This window comes from Clostridium sp. ATCC 25772 (assembly GCF_001573875.1).
Lineage (GTDB): Bacteria > Bacillota > Clostridia > Clostridiales > Clostridiaceae > Clostridium_J > Clostridium_J senegalense.
This window is the reverse complement of sequence record NZ_LFRG01000006.1, coordinates 37,639-55,495: the sequence shown is the minus strand read 5'-3', so window position 1 is coordinate 55,495 and position 17,857 is coordinate 37,639. Positions and strand designations below refer to the sequence as shown.

Here is a 17,857-nt window from a genome sequence, read left to right as displayed (position 1 = left end):
AATCTATTAAAATATTTAAAGGGGGTCGTTACAAATGAAAAAAATAATAAATTCAAATGTGAAAAAATTGATAATGCTAGAGGCGGCCTTTATAGTATTTTTTTAGAATGTTTATTTTGATGTTTTAAGTCATAGGGTTGTTTATGCTCTATGACTTTTTATATTTTATAGAAATATAAAGTCATAGATAGCTTAGTTTTATATAAGTTATATCTATGATTTTTTTATTTAAAAAGGGGGAAACTATAGGTTTAAAATTTTAAAAATTGGGGGGAAAATTAATGAAATTTAAGAGCAATGAAATTTATCATGGATTTAAATTATTAGAAGAAGAAAAAATTGATGAAATTCAATCCATAGCTAGAAGATTTGAACATATTAAAAGTGGGGCAAGACTTCTACATTTAGAGAATAGGGATGATAATAAATTATTTTCTATTGGATTTAGAACAACACCAACAGATAGTACAGGGGTTGCGCATATTTTAGAGCATTCTGTTCTTTGTGGTTCTAAAAAATTTAAGACTAAAGATCCTTGTGGCGATGTGGAGAAAAGTTCTTTGAAGACATTTTTAAATGCCATGACTTATACAGATAAAACTGTATATCCGATTTCCAGTAGAAATCATAAAGATTTTATGAATTTGATGGATGTGTATTTAGATGCAGTCTTACATCCGAGAATATATGAAAATCATGATATATTACGTCAAGAAGGTTGGAGATATGAGCTTGATTCAAAAACAAATAAGTTATCTTATAAAGGTATAGTGAGATGCAAGGAGCATTATCTTCTCCAGAGGAAGTTATTATAAATGAAATATATAAATCTGTATTTCCAAACACTACCTATGCCTTTGTTTCAGGTGGAGATCCAGAAGATATACCTAATTTGACACAGGATAATTTTGAAAAGTTTCATAGTAAATTTTATCATCCATCTAACAGCTATATTTTCTTATATGGAGATCAGGATTTAGAAAAATGCCTTCAGTTCATAAATGAAAATTATCTTATGGAATTTGATAAAATAGAAGTTCCATCACATATAGAATCTGTTAATACTTTTGAGAAAATAGCTGAAAAAGAGTCAGAATATTCTATTAGTGAAGATGAAAGTGAAAAGAATAAAGCTCTATTAGCTTTGAATTTTGTATTTGAAGAGACAAGTAATTCAAAAGCATATCTAACAAAAGAAATACTTTATAATATGCTTATTGAATCCTCTGCATCGCCTATAAAGAAATCATTGCTTGAAGCAGAAATAGGAGATTGTGTGATAACTATTGATGATATGAATATGGATCCAACAAAACAAATGCTATTTCCAGTAGTAGTGAAAAATACACATAAAAGCAAAAAGGAAAAATTTAAAGAGATTGTTTTAAATACCCTTAAAAATTTAGTGGAAAATGGTATTGATAATGATATGTTAAAAGCAGCTATAAATACAGTTGAATTTAATCTTCGTGAGGCAGATCCATGGAGAATTGCCAATAAAGGTATTCAATATAATGAAAAAGTTTTAAATAGTTGGATATATGATGGTAATCCTCTTGTTCACCTAAAATATGAAAAAAATTTAAAGAGCTTAAAAGAGGAAATAAAAGATAGATATTTTGAAAAATTTATTGAAAAGAATATGGTTAATAATACCCATTGTTCACTAGTAGTTTTAAATCCTAAAAAAGGATTAGAGAATATGAAGAATAAAGCTTTGGAAGAAAAACTTGAAAGTTATAAAAAATCTTTATCAGAAAAAGAATTGAAGAAACTTGTGGAAAAAAATGAACTATTAAAAGAGAATCAAAGTAGGATTGATACAGAAGAAGAAAAGAAAACTATACCGAAATTATCTATGCAAGAAATATCTAAAAAGGTAGAAATAATTCCACAAGAGGTATTAAAAAAGAAAGGTATAACGGTATTAAATCATAATATTTATACAAATAAAATAGCATATGTAAATTTGTTATTTGATGCAAAATTTATTGAAGAAAAGTATATACCTTATTTAGGTCTTTTAGGAGAGGTTTTAGGAGAACTTGATACTAAAAAGAGAACTTATTCTCAATTGATTACGAAAATTTATAAAAATACAGGTGGAATAACTTTTGAAAATGAAATTTATACTGAAAAAGATAATATTATAGTATATCATCCTAAATTTACTATTAAGTCAAAAGTAATCTCAGAAAATATTCCTGAATTATTACATTTGATTAAAGAAATCATAACTACTACTAAATTTGATGATGTAAGTAGGATTAAACAAATAGTTAAAGAAGTGAAGTCAAAACTTAAAATGAGAATTATAAATTCAGGCCATGAAATTTCAATGAATAGAATTTTTGCTAAATTTTCTTATGCTCAAGATTATAAAGACAGGGTTAATGGTGTTTCTTATTATGAATTTATATGTGACTTAGAAAGTAATTTTGAAAATAAATTTGAAGAAATCCAAAATAATCTTAAAAAGGTTTATGAATGTATATTTAATAGAAATAATTTAATTATATCAATAGTTTCAGAGGGTGCAGAAAGTAAAAAGTTACTTTCAAATATAAATGTAATTTTAGACAATATAAAAAACAAAGAATATAAAGTTTCTAAAGTTGTATATAACCAAGGTAAAGATATAGAAGGGTTAATAACTGCTAGTAATGTACAATATGTATCTAAAGGATTTAATTTTCTAAAACTTGGTTATAGTTATTCAGGAAAAATGAGAGTGCTTCAAAATATAATTGAAAGTGAATATTTATATCAAAATGTAAGACTTCACGGTGGAGCGTATGGTTGTTATATGGTTATAAACCAAGATGGAAATTTAGCATTTTTCTCTTATCGTGATCCAAATCTTATAAAAACAATAGATGTATATAATGAAGCGTATAAGTTTTTAGAAAATATAAGTTTTAGCAAAGAGGATATGGAAAATTTTATAATTGGAACAGTAGGTAAGGTATATAAGCCATTAACTCCAGATAAAAAAGGAGAGAGGGCAGTTGCCAACTATATTTGTAATATAACCTATAAGGACATTCAAAATGAAAAAAATGAAATTTTAAGTACAACTATTGAAGATATAAAATCCTACGCACAAATGATTAAAAAAGGAATAGAAGAAAATTATTGCTGTGTAGTAGGAAATGAAATGAAAATTAGAGAAAATGAAAAAATATTTAACAATATAATGAAAGTATTATAAAAATAATATAGTTCTTTGTAACCTTCAGCATTAACTTTTTAATTTGTTTATCGAAGATGTTAGTAAATAGGTGTTTATTGATAGAAGGGGATATATATGAGAATTAGTGGAACATTAAATTCAATTTTAAACTCTATGGGACCTATGGAAAAAGGAAAAAATAACTTTTCTAATAAACCTGTGAGTCCTTTAGAAAAGCAGAAGATGAAGTTAGAAGAACAAATGAAAAAGATTGAAGAAAGTAAATCATCTAAAGAAATTAAGGACAAATCAATTAGAGAACTTAAAGAAAAGCTTGAAGAAATTGAAAAACAATTGATGGAAGAAAAAACTATAAAATTAAATGAAAAGCCAGAAATTAAAAAAGCAGAAGATAAGGAGGGTAAAGAACGAAAAATAGAAGAAGAAAATAATGAAACTTCTCATGTAATAAACAAAGACGTTATGAAAGGACTTATTTCAGCATCATCTCACGGAAAAATTGGGGAAACTGCATATTCAGTGTATAAAGAGGCAACAGTAAAAGGTGATATGGGTACAGCTCAAAGAGCATTAAAATATACTATGGTTGAAGTTAAAGAGTCATCAAAAAGTAAAAATTTAATTGCAAAGGGTATAAAAGAATATAACAAACAAATGGATAATATTAATAAAGATGATACTATAGAAATTGTATCAGATAATGATATTATAGAAAATAGTTAAGCTAACGTTGAAATCAGTATAAATCTAAATAATAGAACATAGAAAAAAGGTACTGTATCAAAATAAAGTTTTTTAATTTTATTTTGGTGCAGTACCTTTTTCTTTTTTATGTAAATAAATTATCTACAGACCGGATATATGGCCAGTAAGCTTACCATCTTTTTCAAAGACAGATACTCCAACTGTATTCCAATAACCTTCACTATTTCCTTCTGGATATAAGTTTATTTTTAAAGAAAATGAAACTCCTGTTTTTGTTGATAAGTCAGGACCTATAAATTCAGCTTTAGCAGGTTCTATATTTATACCTTGTCCATCTTTTAGCTCAAGTTGGATTTTTGTAGTTGCTAAAGCTTTTTCTAAGTTTTTCTTATCTTTATCGTTTATAGGTACGAAATCATTTTCACCAGTACTAGAATTGTATTCAGTACTTATCATATAGTCATAAGCAGTAGCATCACCATTAAAATATGCTGTTAATAAATCAAGCGCAAATTCTAGTTCTTTATATTCACCTTTTACATAAGGTATTTTATTAAAGTCATCACATATTTTATCATATTGCTTTAAATCTTGTATATTTTTTGTGCCTGTATATGTATCACCTAATTTCGAATTACTTGAAGCTTTTTCGTTAGATGAAGAGTCGTCTCCATCTTTTTTAGAATTATCGCTATTTTCTTTTGTTGTAGATTTTGTATTTTCTGTGGAATTTTTAGAAGTGTTTTGTGTTGTTGATTCTTGTTTGGATTTATTGGAATTTTCAGTAGGCTTTGAACAACCTACTGCTCCAAATAGGATACTTGTAGATAGAACTAACATTAATGCTATTTTTTTTGTTTTCATAATTTTCCCCCTCTGTAATTTAATGTATAGTACTTCCTTTACATAAATTCAAATATATTATAACATTGACAAAAATTTTTTCAATGTTAAAAAAATGTTAATTAAGAATACTTTGAATAATATATATAATATTTTATTTAAATTTAATTAATAAAATATGAATAAGATAAATAAATTATTAAAAGTGTAAATAAAAAAATTTACAAATTTTATATAAAATAATTAGTATTAATATTTATATTTACTTTAAAAAATAATTATATTAATTAAATGTAATAGTGAATAGGAAGTTAACTTTCGATAAACATTAATTATGATATAATTTTATAATTATAAATTTTTTTATTTATAAAGATATAAGTCGAAAAAATTCTATATGTGAGATTGAAAAATTAAAGAAGGTATAAGGAGATAAAAAATATGCGCTTATTAATTATAGAAGATAATATAGAATTAGCTAATTCTATGAAAATTGGCCTTGAAAAAATGGGATTTATAATTGATGTTTCTAACACTGGAGAAGATGGTGAAGAAAAAGCTAGTGTAAATGAATATGATGCAATACTTTTAGATTTAAATTTACCGGATATAGATGGATTAGAAATATTAAAATATTTACGTAAAACAATGGTTAGCACTCCAGTAATTATAATTACTGCAAGAGATGAAACATCACAGTTAGCGTTAGGATTAGATACTGGAGCAGATGATTATATAACAAAACCTTTTCAATTATTAGAGTTAAGAGCTAGAATTCAAGCTGTAATTAGAAGATTTCATGGTAGAACTAATCCTATTATAAATATAGGAGAACTTAAACTTAATCCAATCACTAGAACCGTTGAAATAAAAAATAAACCTGTTATTTTAGCAATTAAAGAATTTGATATTTTAGAATATATTTGTTATAGGAATCCAGCTATTGTATCAAGTGAAGAAATAGCAGAGCATATATATGATGAAAGTTTCGATCCTTTTTCATCTGTGTTAAGAGTACATATTGCAAGGCTTAAAAAGAAATTAAATAATGCATATGGGAAAGATGTTTTAGTTAATATTAGAGGAAAGGGATATGTTTTATGCGTAGAGTAAATTTAAAAAGTGGGTTAGTTATAATTGTATATTCATTAATATTAACATTAGTTTTTGTTTATGGAATTTATGGAGTGAAAAACAGTTTTAATAATTTAGAAAATAATACAAGTATGAAAAATATTAAAGTATTAGCTTTAAGTTCTAATATAGAATTAAGTAAAGATAATTATTATAGAATACCGTACAAAGGAATATTACAAAATAGTATGGATGTATATGGAAATGACTATGATGAAAGAGCAGTTATGGTATCAGAAGAATTAGTTACTAATGTTGCTCAAATTGGAAAGGTATATGTAAAAAGTGGATTGGAAGATATAATAAGTACTATTTTAATGTTTTTTTCTATTTTTATTGTAGCATCTTTTTTATTATGGATAATTTTAAGTAAAATTCATGATAGAGAAATTGAAAATATTATAAAAAAGCTTAAAATGCCAGAGAATGATTTCGATCCAGCTTTGGTAAGCAGGGCTTTTGGGATAGCATATGAAAATATAGAAGATAAATTTAAACAAAATTTAGATGAGTATAAAAGATTAAATTCGTATCTATCTCATGAGCAAAAAAATGCTATAGCTATATTAAGAACTAAAATAGAGATTGATGGAAATGAAGAATATCTTAAATTTATGGATAATCTTACAGATAGTATTGATGATGTTTTAACTTTGAGTGACTTAAAGGTTGATAATGGTATGACGAAAGTAGATGTTGCATTAATATGTGCAAGAATTTGTGATACATATAAAAAAACATACCAATATATTGATTTTGACTTTAACGATGAAAGTAATACTGAAATTTTAGCAAAGGAAAGGTGGATATATCGTGCAATAAGCAACTTGATTGATAATGCAGTAAAATATGGAGAAGGAAAACCTATAAAAGTATCTGTAAAGAATAAGAACAATAGCGTTATTGTTACTGTAAAAGATAATGGTATAGGTATGGATAAAAATTTTGTAGAAAAGATATTTGATAATAAATACAGAATTAATGAATTAAATAAAGATGGATATGGAATTGGATTAAGTTTAGTATCCCATGTATGTGATTTATGTGATGGAGTTATAATGGTAGATAGTGAAATAAATAAAGGATCTTGCTTTTATTTATCTTTTTCTGAATGTAAAGAAATTAATAAGATATAAATTGAAAAATTTGTTGAAATGCTTAAAAATAGGTTCTAAAAGCAATGATATTGGCAGTTATGAAGACAATAAGTTAATCACCACCAGTAGAAAAAGTTAGATGCATTTTTAATTAGTGAAATTATTTTTAAAATTGATAGTCTGTTATTTGGATTAATATCTATTGGTATAGGAATTATATATATAATGAAATATGAATCAAGAAAAAATTATTAGAAAGGAATTATCAATATGAGTTTATTGAGTTTAAAAGATGTAAGTTATATATATGAAGGTGAAAAAAATTATGTTTTTAATAATATAAATATAAATTTCAAAAAAGGAAGAGTTTATGGTATAGTTGGAAAATCTGGAGAAGGAAAAAGTACTTTGGTATCTTTAATGTCAGGAATTGATACCTGTAAAACAGGTGAAGTATCATATAATGGTAAAAGCTTAAAGAAAATAGATAAAGAATTGTATAGAGCAAAATATATAGGAGTAATATTTCAAAGTCATAATTTACTTTTAAATGCAACTGCTAAAGAAAATATATTAATATCTATGAATATAAGCAATATTAAGAAAAAAAATAAAAATAATTATGTATATAACTTATTGAAAGATGTAGGAATTGATATTTATACAGCTAATAAAAAAATTTTTAATTTATCTGGTGGGGAACAACAATATGTAAGTATAGCTAGGGCGTTAGCAAATAATCCAGATATAATAATTGCAGATGAACCAACAGAGAATCTAGATAGTGATACAGAAGAAAAAATTATGAATATTTTAGTATCATTAGCTCATCAACGTAATAAATGTGTTATTATAGCCACTGATTCCAAGAAGGTATGCATGTTCGTTGATGAAGTTTGGGGATTGAAATCTGGAAAGCTATTATTTATAAAATAGATTAATATTTACTTTATAAAGAATAAAAAGATAAAATGATTAAAAATTTATAAGAATAAGTGTAACAATTAAATAAGAAAATTAAGGGTAGTTTAAATTTTATAGACTATCCTTTTTCGTAATTTTCAATTACTTTAGTTGTATTTGTTTTTTCTAAAGGGATAACAATAAGTATAACTGCATTTAATTAAAGAAAGCTGTTAACTAGAAGAAAAATATTAATCTTAAATTTTCTTATTTGATAAGTGAATAAATTATAAGTTCAATTTGAAACTTTATAATAAGCAATAAGGTTAACATTGAGTAAACAATCAGTTTGGTATACTTTGTTTACAATCAAAGTTTAGAAAAGGAGAGTTCAAGATGTATATTTTTAAAAATGCTATAAAAAATTTAACAAGAAATAAAGGAAGAAATCTCTTGATTGGAATAATAACTATAGCAATACTGTCCTGTACAGCTATTTCAGTTATAATAAACACAGCTTCCAATGAGATGATAAATGGTTATAAAAACAAGTTTGGATCAGAAGTATTTATTCAACCAAATCAAGAAAAAATGCAAGAAAAAATGAAAAATGGTGATATGGAAAGCTTTAATGATAGCCCTTCCAATGATCTTAAAGAAAAACTTTCACAGTCTGAGCATCTTAAAGAAACAATATTTAGTTCTTCTTATTTAGGTTATAGTGAGAAGATTAAAGCATTAGATCAGGATGAAGTTGAAAAAAGGAAAGATGAGGGTAACTCAGGTAATTTTGTTACAATGGGAGGAACTAAAAGATCGGAAAACGCTAAAGATGGTTATTTAAATATTTTAGGTGGACTTAATAAAGCTGGTATAGAAGAATTTAATAATGGTACAAGAAAAATTACTGATGGAAAAATGCCAGAAAAAAATGGCGAAGTTATGATAAGTGAAGATTTTGCAAAATTAAATAATTTAAAGGTTGGAGATAATTTTAAGGTTAAAAACCCTGATGATCCAGATAACTTTGAGCCATTAGAATTAACTATTTCAGGAATATATTATGATGGATCAAAATCTGAAAATTATGCATTTAAGCATCCTATAATGAATAGGAAAAATGAAATTATTACAACATATGATACTTTAAAATCATATAACAATAAAGTAAAAAAAGATACAGATTTAATTAACTTAGATGCACAATATTATTTGAAAAACCCAGATTTATTAGATGCATTTAATGATGAGGCACATAAAAAAGGGTTAAGTGACACACTTGAAGTATCAACAGATGCTACTACGTATAATAATATTGTTAAACCTATAGAAGGTTTAAAAAAGGTGTCTAGTATATTTATGTTTTTAGTTTTAGGTTTTGGTGGTAGTATATTAATTTTAATTTCAATTTTAAGCATTCGTGAAAGAAAATATGAAATTGGAGTTTTAAGAGCTATGGGAATGAAAAAAGGAAAAGTAGCCTTAGGTTTAATATTTGAAACATTATTTATGATTGGAATTTCATTAATAGCAGGATTAACCATAGGAGGATTTTCTGCACAACCTATTTCAAATATACTTCTACAAGGGCAGTTAGATGCTCAGAAAGAAGTTTCTCAAGGAATGGTATCCATAGCTATGGGGGCAACAAATTCGGCACCGCCAATAGAAAAATTAGATGTATTTTTAAGTAGTGAAGCTATTTTAGGAATCACATTAATAGCCTTATTGCTTGGAGTAGTATCTATTAGTATAGGTATTTTATATATAATGAGATATGAACCAAGAAAAATATTATCAGAAAGGAATTAAAAATATGAATTTATTAAGTTTAAAAGATGTAAGTTATATATATGAAGGTGGAAAAAAAGACGTTTTTAGTAATATAAATATAAATTTTGAAAAAGGAAAAGTTTATGGTATAGTCGGAAAATCTGGAGCAGGGAAAAGTACTTTGTTATCTTTAATATCAGGGCTTGATACCTGTAAAACAGGTGAAGTATTATATAATGGTGAAAGTTTAAAGAAAATAGATAGAGATTTGTATAGAGCAAAGGATATAGGAGTAATATTTCAAGGATATAATTTAATTTTAAATGCAACTGCTAAAGAAAATATATTACTATCTATGAATATAAGTAATGTTAAGGAAAAAAATAAAAATAATTATGTATATAATTTATTGAAAGATGTAGGAATTGATATTGATATAGCTAATAGAAAAATTTTAAATTTATCCGGTGGGGAGCAACAACGTATAGGAATAGCTAGAGCGCTTGCGCATAATCCAGATATAATAATTGCAGATGAACCAACAGGAAACCTAGATAGTGAGACAGAAGAAAAAATTATGGATATTTTAGTATCATTATCCCATCAGCATAATAAATGTGTTATTATAGTAACTCATTCTAAAAAAGTATGTACTTACGTTGATGAGATTTGGGGATTAAAATCTGGAAAATTAGCATTTATAAAATAACAGTAGTTTTGGATTTGGAGGTAATTATGAAATCATTTAAAATGAATAAAACTGTAAAAGTGGTACTTATGTTAAATATATGTGCAGTAGTTATGGTTTTGTTCTCAATATTTAATATATACGCATCTTATAGACATATATCAAACTTAGTTTTACAAGGATTTGATCCCAGTAAACAAATAGTAGAAGTTATTAATTTTTATTTAACGTCTATAACTCCATATGCATTTTACGGAATATCTTTGTTTACATTAGGATATATTATTAAAAATTTTAGTTATTTATTTGAGAGTAACGGTATAAGAAGAGTAGACAATAAATATTTAGAAACAGAAGTATTATTAGAGAATAAATGTAAACAAGATGGAATGGATGATGAAATAGATGAACTTCTAAGAGAAATAGATATATAATTAAAATTACAATAGTATTAGATATACTCATCAATTTCCATTTTAAATTTGCATTAAATAAATTTATCATAAATATATAAAGGGGCTGTCACAAAACTAACTAAAGGTTAGAGGGATATGCTCCCTTTTTTACATGTAATTTTCTTAATATATGATTAATGGCAAGAAAAAATTTAAAGGGCTATTGGGAAAAATATAAAATAAAACACAAATTTATAAGATTTTCTAATTCTATTTTTAATGAATAACTTATTTGAAAATTTTCTTATCATCTTTTGAATTCAGAAATATTAATAAATGTTTTTTATAACAAAAGCCAGGTTCAAAAAACCTGGCTTTTACAGTATAATTATTTTGCGATAGCCCCTTTTATTATGATTTTACTATTCAGCTTCTGTTAAGCAAACATCAGAGTCATTGCTGTTTACAAAGTAACCAATAATTCCACCTATAATAGCTGGTAATACCCAATCAAAGCCAAGGGCTGCAAAAGGTAATTTATGAATAAATGATATTGTAACAACTGAGCTATCTATTACTGTAAGTAAACTAGTTAAAAGAGTTGCATAGGCAACACCTTTATAAATTGTATTTTTAGTAAATACTTTTCTAAAACAATTCATTAATACTAAAGCAATTGAAATAGGATAGATAACTGTTAATATAGGAACTGAAATAGAAATTATCTTGTCAACTCCGAAATTAGCAACTATTGCGCTAAATGTACAAATGAAAATAACTATATGCTCATATTTGAATTTTTTATTACTTATATCTTCAAAATATTTACTTGTTACAGATGTTAAACCTATGGCTGTAGTAAGACATGCGAATGCAACAATTACACCTAATATTAATATTCCATTATTGCCTAATAAATTTTTGATTATATTAATTAATAATGCAGTTTGAGATATATTTTTATCATAAATAGATGAAACTGTAGCGCCTAAGTATGCTAATCCGCCATAAACTAGGATTAATCCTATGCCTGCTACTGTTGCTGATTTTATAGTAAGATTTATGGTTTCTGTTTTATCTTTGTAACCCTTGCTTAAAAACGAAGCCATTATAAGCATTGTAATTCCACCAGTCCCAAGGGCGTCCATAGTTTGGTATCCCTGAGTAAGTCCTGTTACAAATAAACTACTTGAGTCAATGTTATTATTTAGTGCTCCAATAGGAGAAATTATTCCTTTTATTATTAAGAAAGCTAAAGTAATTAATAATACTGGAGTTAGAAATTTACCTATTATATCAATAACTTTAGTAGGTCTTATTGTTAGAATTAGTGTTAGAGCAAAGAATAATATTGAAAAGATAATAGGATTTAAATTAAACACTGGTGCTATGCTCATTTCAAAAGTTGTTGCTGCAGTTCGTGGAATGACTAGTATAGGACCTAAGCAAAGCATCATTATAAACTCCAAGCTAATACCAAATTTTTTACCCGCTCGTCCAACTACAGCTTGAAAAGAACCAGATTTAGCTACTGCAATTATAGATAAAAGTATTATTCCTACGTCTGCAAAAATGAACCCTAAAAAACTTATTAACCAACCACTACCAGAAGTCATGCCTATGTATGGAGGGAAAATTAAATTGCCTGCACCAAAGTAAATTGAAAACATTGCAAAACCAACAATTATTATATCTCTAAATTTTTTCATATTTTTTACCTCTTTCTTTATTAATATAGGGTTTCAAAAATGATTTTTAAATTATAACTTTATCAAATGATAAAGTTTAATATAAATAAAAAATTATATAAAAAAGACCACACAGCATTCACTATGTGGCCTTTAAGTGCCTAGGATAAAAAAACCACATAGTATTTATCTATGTGGCCTTGCATAACAAATTAACTTTAGCCATCATAGATACAAAACATTGCATGTTTGTACCTATGATTACCGTATATCATAAATACAAACCTAACTAAAGTAGCTAAAGTAATACATATTAAGTTGTAGTACACTGGTTAAGTTTATATTATTTATCATATTAAAAACTCCTTATTATCTAAAAGTCATGTTTATTTAAAAATCATTATACATTGGTAACTTTTAAAATGCAATAAAATTTTATAAAAAATAAAAAAGTTTTCAATTTAGACTTAATAATTTCATAAATTAAGTTCTAATTAACAATATATTAAAAAAACTAAGAAACATATTAGATATATAGAAAGTATTGTTAATAGGTAGTCTTCTAATAATTTAAACTATATATTTTTATATGGTTCCAAGTTGACTTTTAAAATTATCCATTCCAAAACTTGGATACCTAAAATAGTGAGACATGATCCGAATCACTTAGAATTCAACACTACATCTTGTGTAAAAATATTTTAAGGTTGTTGAATAAATTTAAATTTGAGCTTGTTTCCCTATATAAGAGGTAATATTTAAATAATAGATTAATATTTATAAAAATGAAAAGGCCTGTATTAAGATGGATTTTATCTTAATATAGGCCTTATATATATTAAATTTTATACAATAATATTATTTGGTTAACAATATAGACAAGATATAAAGTATGTATATATGTAAAGGGTAGAATATATAGAAAAACTTTTTATAGCCAGTACCCTTTTTATTATTATAAAGAAACATGAATATTGATGCAAATATCATCATCCATTGATAATTTTCAACAAATGTTACGTGAAAATTAAATCCAGATCCCATAAACAATGAAGCTAAGGATATTATTATAAAAATTAATACTTCTTTTGTTCTATTACTTCTAAATATGTAAAGCATAACTCCAATTATAATAAATATTATACCGCCTTCAACTAACATTGGGTTAGGAATAAATATCATGATGATTTGAAAAATAATTAAAGGAATATTTTCATTACTCATAATCATTAAAGATAATGCTGATAGCAATAAAGGAAGTAACATTAGTAAAATACTTTGAACTATAATTTTAGAACTTTTGTTTTTAATTCCAAGTTTAAATTTATCTACAAATACTATGTATATCCCAGTTAAGAATAGTGTTGCAAAAATATTATTTATTATAATCATAGATGAATCTGTTGGGGAAGGAAATAATTTCATTACAAGTGTATTTCCTATAGCCATTAAAACTGAGGCTATATATAATCTTGATAAATATTTTTTTCTATTAGAAGTATAATACATACCTTCTGCTAAAGAAAACAAAAACATTGGAGCTACAAGCCTTCCAATACAATTGAACCATGTTGGAGCAAAATTAAAAAATTCATGTATGTGATCAAAAATCATAAAAATTATACCAATTAATTTAAGCTGGGTCATAGTAATGCCTTTTTTATTTAGTGTTGTTAAGTTCATAAACATACATCCTTTCTTTTTAAGTTGATAGTAAAATTATAAGGTTTAGAGATTAATTGATTATAAATTAAATCTTAAATAAAGCTTAATAATAAAGCTTTATTTAAAGACTAGAATCCGTAAAATTTAAAAAAATAAAAAAAATTATTAAATTATATTGCAATATATAAAAAACTGTGGTATTATAGAAAAATAGCGTAAGAGCTAAAAAAAATAAAGAAATAAAGAGTTTAGTTTAGGTAAATAGTTTCTCATGAATTGGAGATTATTGTATCAAATTGAAATCTTTTAATTTAGGAGGAATTATTATGACAGATAAGACAATATTATGCAAAGATTGCGGACAAGAATTCGTATTCACAGTAGGAGAGCAAGAATTCTACAAAGAAAAAGGATTCGATAACGAGCCTGTAAGATGTCAAGATTGCAGAAGAGCTAAAAAACAACAAAACAATAGAAGATAGTTTTATATTGTAAATCAACTGTTCTAAAATTTTATTTTAGAACAGTTTTTTTATGCTTTAAATTAAGTTATTTGTTATTTAAATTAACATCTAAATTAAACTTCTATTTTGGGAATTTTATAGTATGTATTCTATTTAAAAATAAGGATAAAATAATATTAAATATTTATTTAAATAGGAGGAATTAGGATGAGAAAAGGTGTTTTACCAGTAGCTTTAGGAACAGTAGTTACAGCAACAGGTGTTATTTTAGATACAAAACAAAGTAAAAGGCATAAATTTAGAAAAAATGATTACAAAAATATGGCAGGAGCACTTTTAGTTGGTGCAGGTGTTGCTCATATTCTTTTAGGTGGTATAGATATATCTAGAGATTAATAAAAAAATTTTGTAAGAGAATGGACTTTCTTGAAATATGGGTTTAACCCTATTTTAAAAAGGTTCATTTTTTTTATTTATTTAAAAAAATATTAAAAAATTTAATAATTGCAATTTAAATATGAGTAATTATAATGATAAGATGTAAAAAGTGTAAATAAATGTTATAATATAACGAAAATAAAGTAATATTATAAAAAGGAGTAGACATATGGATAGTAAAAAATATTTTTATGATTATGAGGACTATGAAGATGGAGATAAGGATGCAAAGACGTTAGCTGCTGAAATTTTAGAAGATTCAGATTTGAATAATTTAAAAGAAGTTATAGTTGGATGTTGGGGAGAATCTTATGATAATGATGTACAAGCTATATTAGATATGATTGTAGATAATAAAGAAAAATTTGCTCATATAGAAAGTCTTTTCATAGGTGATATGGATTATGAAGAGTGTGAAGTATCTTGGATAGAACAAGGTGATTATAGTAGAATATGGGATGCATTGCCTAATCTTAGAAAATTAACTATAAAAGGAAGTCAAGGATTGTCTTTAGGCAATATAGAACATAAAAACCTTAAATCCTTAGAAATTATTTGTGGAGGAATTCCTAAATTAGTATTAAATCAAATAGGAAATAGTAATTTACCAGGTTTAGAAAAATTAAATATATATATAGGTGTAGATAATTATGGATTTGATGGAGCGTTAGAAGACATAAAAAAAGTAGTTGAAAATGAGTCTTTAAAAAGTTTAAAGTATTTAGGTATAGGGAATAGCGAGATTCAAGATGATATAGTAAAAGTAGTTATAGAAAGTAACATAATAAAACAATTAGAAACTTTAAATTTTTCTAATGGAACATTATCAGATATAGGTGGTAATATTTTACTAGAGAATAAAGATAAGATAAACCACCTAAAATTTTTAGATTTACATTACCATTTTCTATCAGATGAATTAATGAATGAATTAAACAAATTGCCAATAAAAATAGATTTAGATGAACAAGAAGAGGTTGATGAAGAGTATGGAAATTGGCCTATGCTAACAGAGTAAGATCGATATGGAATTCTTATTAATTGGAGAAAAATTAAGTAAGCGTACTGAATTTTTTTTAAAAGCAGCAATTGAGTTAGGTTATACTATTAAATTTTTGCCTTGGGAGAATTGGGAAAAAGAAGATTTACATAAAGTAAGTTTTATAAAAGTTGATCCGCCTATTCATAAAGAATATAAAATTAATAAATTACCTAAGCTTATAAATGATTATAAGAACAAATTAATGTTATTAGAAAATATAAAGGGCGTAACCTTTTTAAATAGTCCATTACAAATATACAATACTTTAGATAAATTTAAATGTAAAAATATACTTATGAAAAATGGTATTGCTACAACACCTATTATTGAAAGTAATATTAAATCTTTAGATGATTTAAGAGAATTTGTTCAGAATAAAAAGGTTTATGAAATATTCATTAAGCCTAGGTATGGTTCAGGGGCAGCTGGTGTTTTAGCATACAGGTATAATCCAAAGATGAATAAAGAGATAGTGTATACATCTATGGAAATAGATTATAAAAATGAAATTTGCAATACGAAAAAAATGAGAAAGATTACAGATCAAAATAAAATAAGCATGATTTTAAATTTGCTTTTGAAAGAAGAAATAATAGTTGAAAAGTGGATACCAAAATCAATACATAATGGATTAAGCTATGATTTAAGAGTAGTGTACCAATATGGAAAAATTGATTTTATTGTAGGTAGAGGAAGTAAAACACCAATTACTAATTTACATCTTAATAATTGTGGAATAGATATTGAAGACATTAAACTATCAAAAGAAATTAAAGATAAAATAGAAAACTTATGTTTTAGAGCCATGCAATGCTTTAAGGGGCTTAATAGTGCTGGAATTGATATTTTAATTACACCAAAGGGAAACCCTATGATAATAGAAATTAATGGACAAGGGGATGTGATTTATAAGGATATATTTAATGAAAATAAAATATACAAATCACAGATGAGAGGAATGATATGCAAAGATGAATCAGTTAAATAATGAGGTACCTATGGGAGCTATAGGAAATATAGATAAAGAGCCGGAAATAAATATGAATGAAGTTGTAGGAACACATGATATTTTATTTGTGTGTCTGGATACATTAAGATATGATGTGGCAAAGGAAGAACAGGACAAGGGTACAACACCTTATATAAACAAATATGGGCAGTGGAAAAAATGTCATGCACCAGGAAATTTTACATATCCTTCACATCATGCTATGTTTTCAGGTTTCTTACCAAGTCCAGCAGAGCCTACTCCTATTATGGAAAGAGAAAGTCTCTTTTTCCCTAAAAATATAGGTTTAGGAAATGCAACTCCTAAAGGGGCATTTGCATTCGAAGGTTCTACTTTTATAGAGGGATTATCTAAAGTTGGATATCATACCATGTGTATTGGTGGGGTTGCCTTTTTTAATAAACGTTCCGATATAGGAAAGGTATTACCTTCATATTTTGAAAAAAGTTATTGGCATCCATCATTTAGTTGTCATATAAAAAACAGTTTTGATAATCAATTAGATTTTATAGAAAGAAAAGTAAAAGAAGTAGAAAATAATAAAAGGATATTTATGTATGTGAATATTGATGCTATACATTATCCAAATAATTTTTATTTAGATGGTGCAAAACAAGATAATAAAGACACTCATGCTGCAGCACTTAAATATGTAGATAATAGGATAGAAAGATTATTTGATATATTTAGGGAAAGAGGAAAAACTTTTGTCATTTTATGTTCAGATCATGGAACATGTTATGGAGAAGATGGATATGAATTTCACTGTGTATCCCATGAAATAGTATACACAGTTCCATATAAACATTTTTTCCTTTAA

17 protein-coding genes are annotated in these 17,857 nt (G+C 25.6%); 14 read left to right on the top strand and 3 right to left on the bottom strand.

All coding sequences use genetic code 11. From position 1 onward, the window contains the following. Window positions 1-281: 281 nt before the first annotated feature. The 3 genes from AZI32_RS03125 to AZI32_RS03115 all read left to right on the top strand — a co-directional run bounded on the left by AZI32_RS03125 (window position 282) and on the right by AZI32_RS03115 (window position 3,916). Window positions 282-815, top strand: a complete 534-nt coding sequence (locus AZI32_RS03125; RefSeq protein WP_061994449.1) for an insulinase family protein — start codon at window positions 282-284, stop codon at window positions 813-815. Further along, a complete protein-coding gene (locus AZI32_RS03120; protein ID WP_061994448.1) occupies window positions 776-3,211 on the top strand; it encodes an insulinase family protein in 2,436 nt (811 codons plus the stop codon). The genes AZI32_RS03125 and AZI32_RS03120 overlap by 40 nt, the downstream gene beginning before the upstream one ends. Before the next feature lie 96 nt (window positions 3,212-3,307). After that, window positions 3,308-3,916 (top strand): hypothetical protein, encoded by a 609-nt coding sequence (locus AZI32_RS03115; RefSeq protein WP_061994447.1) that lies wholly within the window; start codon window positions 3,308-3,310, stop codon window positions 3,914-3,916. Between the two features lie 123 nt (window positions 3,917-4,039). Here the strand turns inward: AZI32_RS03115 and AZI32_RS03110 are convergent, their stop codons facing one another. Next, window positions 4,040-4,762 (bottom strand): hypothetical protein, encoded by a 723-nt coding sequence (locus tag AZI32_RS03110; RefSeq protein WP_061994446.1) that lies wholly within the window; start codon window positions 4,760-4,762, stop codon window positions 4,040-4,042. A gap of 420 nt (window positions 4,763-5,182) precedes the next feature. Here AZI32_RS03110 and AZI32_RS03105 point away from each other — a divergent pair, with 420 nt between their 5' ends. The 6 genes from AZI32_RS03105 (at window position 5,183) to AZI32_RS03080 (ending at window position 10,770) form a co-directional block, all read left to right on the top strand. Beyond that, window positions 5,183-5,854: a response regulator transcription factor gene (locus tag AZI32_RS03105; protein WP_061994445.1), complete on the top strand. Its 672-nt coding sequence runs from the start codon at window positions 5,183-5,185 to the stop codon at window positions 5,852-5,854. After that, window positions 5,842-7,011 carry a HAMP domain-containing sensor histidine kinase gene (locus AZI32_RS03100; RefSeq protein WP_061994444.1) on the top strand — a complete coding sequence of 390 codons (1,170 nt, stop codon included), beginning with the start codon at window positions 5,842-5,844 and terminating at the stop codon, window positions 7,009-7,011. The genes AZI32_RS03105 and AZI32_RS03100 overlap by 13 nt, the downstream gene beginning before the upstream one ends. A 231-nt stretch (window positions 7,012-7,242) precedes the next feature. Further along, window positions 7,243-7,908 carry an ATP-binding cassette domain-containing protein gene (locus AZI32_RS03095; RefSeq protein WP_061994443.1) on the top strand — a complete coding sequence of 222 codons (666 nt, stop codon included), beginning with the start codon at window positions 7,243-7,245 and terminating at the stop codon, window positions 7,906-7,908. A gap of 363 nt (window positions 7,909-8,271) precedes the next feature. Further along, entirely contained in the window at window positions 8,272-9,687 is a 1,416-nt protein-coding gene (locus AZI32_RS03090) for an ABC transporter permease (RefSeq protein ID WP_061994442.1), read from the top strand. A gap of 4 nt (window positions 9,688-9,691) precedes the next feature. Beyond that, window positions 9,692-10,357, top strand: a complete 666-nt coding sequence (locus AZI32_RS03085) for an ABC transporter ATP-binding protein (protein ID WP_061994490.1) — start codon at window positions 9,692-9,694, stop codon at window positions 10,355-10,357. A 26-nt stretch (window positions 10,358-10,383) separates the two neighbouring features. Beyond that, complete coding sequence (locus AZI32_RS03080) at window positions 10,384-10,770, top strand: hypothetical protein (RefSeq protein WP_061994441.1); 387 nt, start codon at window positions 10,384-10,386, stop codon at window positions 10,768-10,770. A gap of 383 nt (window positions 10,771-11,153) precedes the next feature. On the opposite strand, the gene brnQ is transcribed toward AZI32_RS03080, so the two are convergent. Both brnQ and AZI32_RS03070 read right to left on the bottom strand, forming a co-directional pair. Further along, window positions 11,154-12,440, bottom strand: a complete 1,287-nt coding sequence (gene brnQ / locus AZI32_RS03075; RefSeq protein WP_061994440.1) for a branched-chain amino acid transport system II carrier protein — start codon at window positions 12,438-12,440, stop codon at window positions 11,154-11,156. An 837-nt stretch (window positions 12,441-13,277) separates the two neighbouring features. Beyond that, the gene (locus tag AZI32_RS03070) at window positions 13,278-14,102 is read right to left on the bottom strand and encodes a TraX family protein (protein WP_061994439.1); all 825 of its coding nucleotides are present in this window, start codon (window positions 14,100-14,102) and stop codon (window positions 13,278-13,280) included. Window positions 14,103-14,410: 308 nt separating this feature from the next. On the opposite strand from AZI32_RS03070, the gene AZI32_RS03065 reads away from it, so the two are divergent. The 5 genes from AZI32_RS03065 to AZI32_RS03045 all read left to right on the top strand — a co-directional run bounded on the left by AZI32_RS03065 (window position 14,411) and on the right by AZI32_RS03045 (window position 17,857). After that, window positions 14,411-14,566, top strand: coding sequence for a zinc-ribbon domain-containing protein (locus AZI32_RS03065; protein WP_061994438.1), 156 nt, complete (start codon window positions 14,411-14,413; stop codon window positions 14,564-14,566). A 189-nt stretch (window positions 14,567-14,755) separates the two neighbouring features. Next, window positions 14,756-14,944, top strand: a complete 189-nt coding sequence (locus AZI32_RS03060; RefSeq protein ID WP_061994437.1) for a hypothetical protein — start codon at window positions 14,756-14,758, stop codon at window positions 14,942-14,944. 211 nt (window positions 14,945-15,155) lie between these two features. Beyond that, window positions 15,156-16,004: an STM4015 family protein gene (locus tag AZI32_RS03055; RefSeq protein WP_061994436.1), complete on the top strand. Its 849-nt coding sequence runs from the start codon at window positions 15,156-15,158 to the stop codon at window positions 16,002-16,004. Between the two features lie 7 nt (window positions 16,005-16,011). Beyond that, window positions 16,012-17,016, top strand: coding sequence for an STM4014 family protein (locus tag AZI32_RS03050; RefSeq protein WP_061994435.1), 1,005 nt, complete (start codon window positions 16,012-16,014; stop codon window positions 17,014-17,016). After that, entirely contained in the window at window positions 17,000-17,857 is an 858-nt protein-coding gene (locus AZI32_RS03045; protein ID WP_061994434.1) for an STM4013/SEN3800 family hydrolase, read from the top strand. The genes AZI32_RS03050 and AZI32_RS03045 overlap by 17 nt, the downstream gene beginning before the upstream one ends.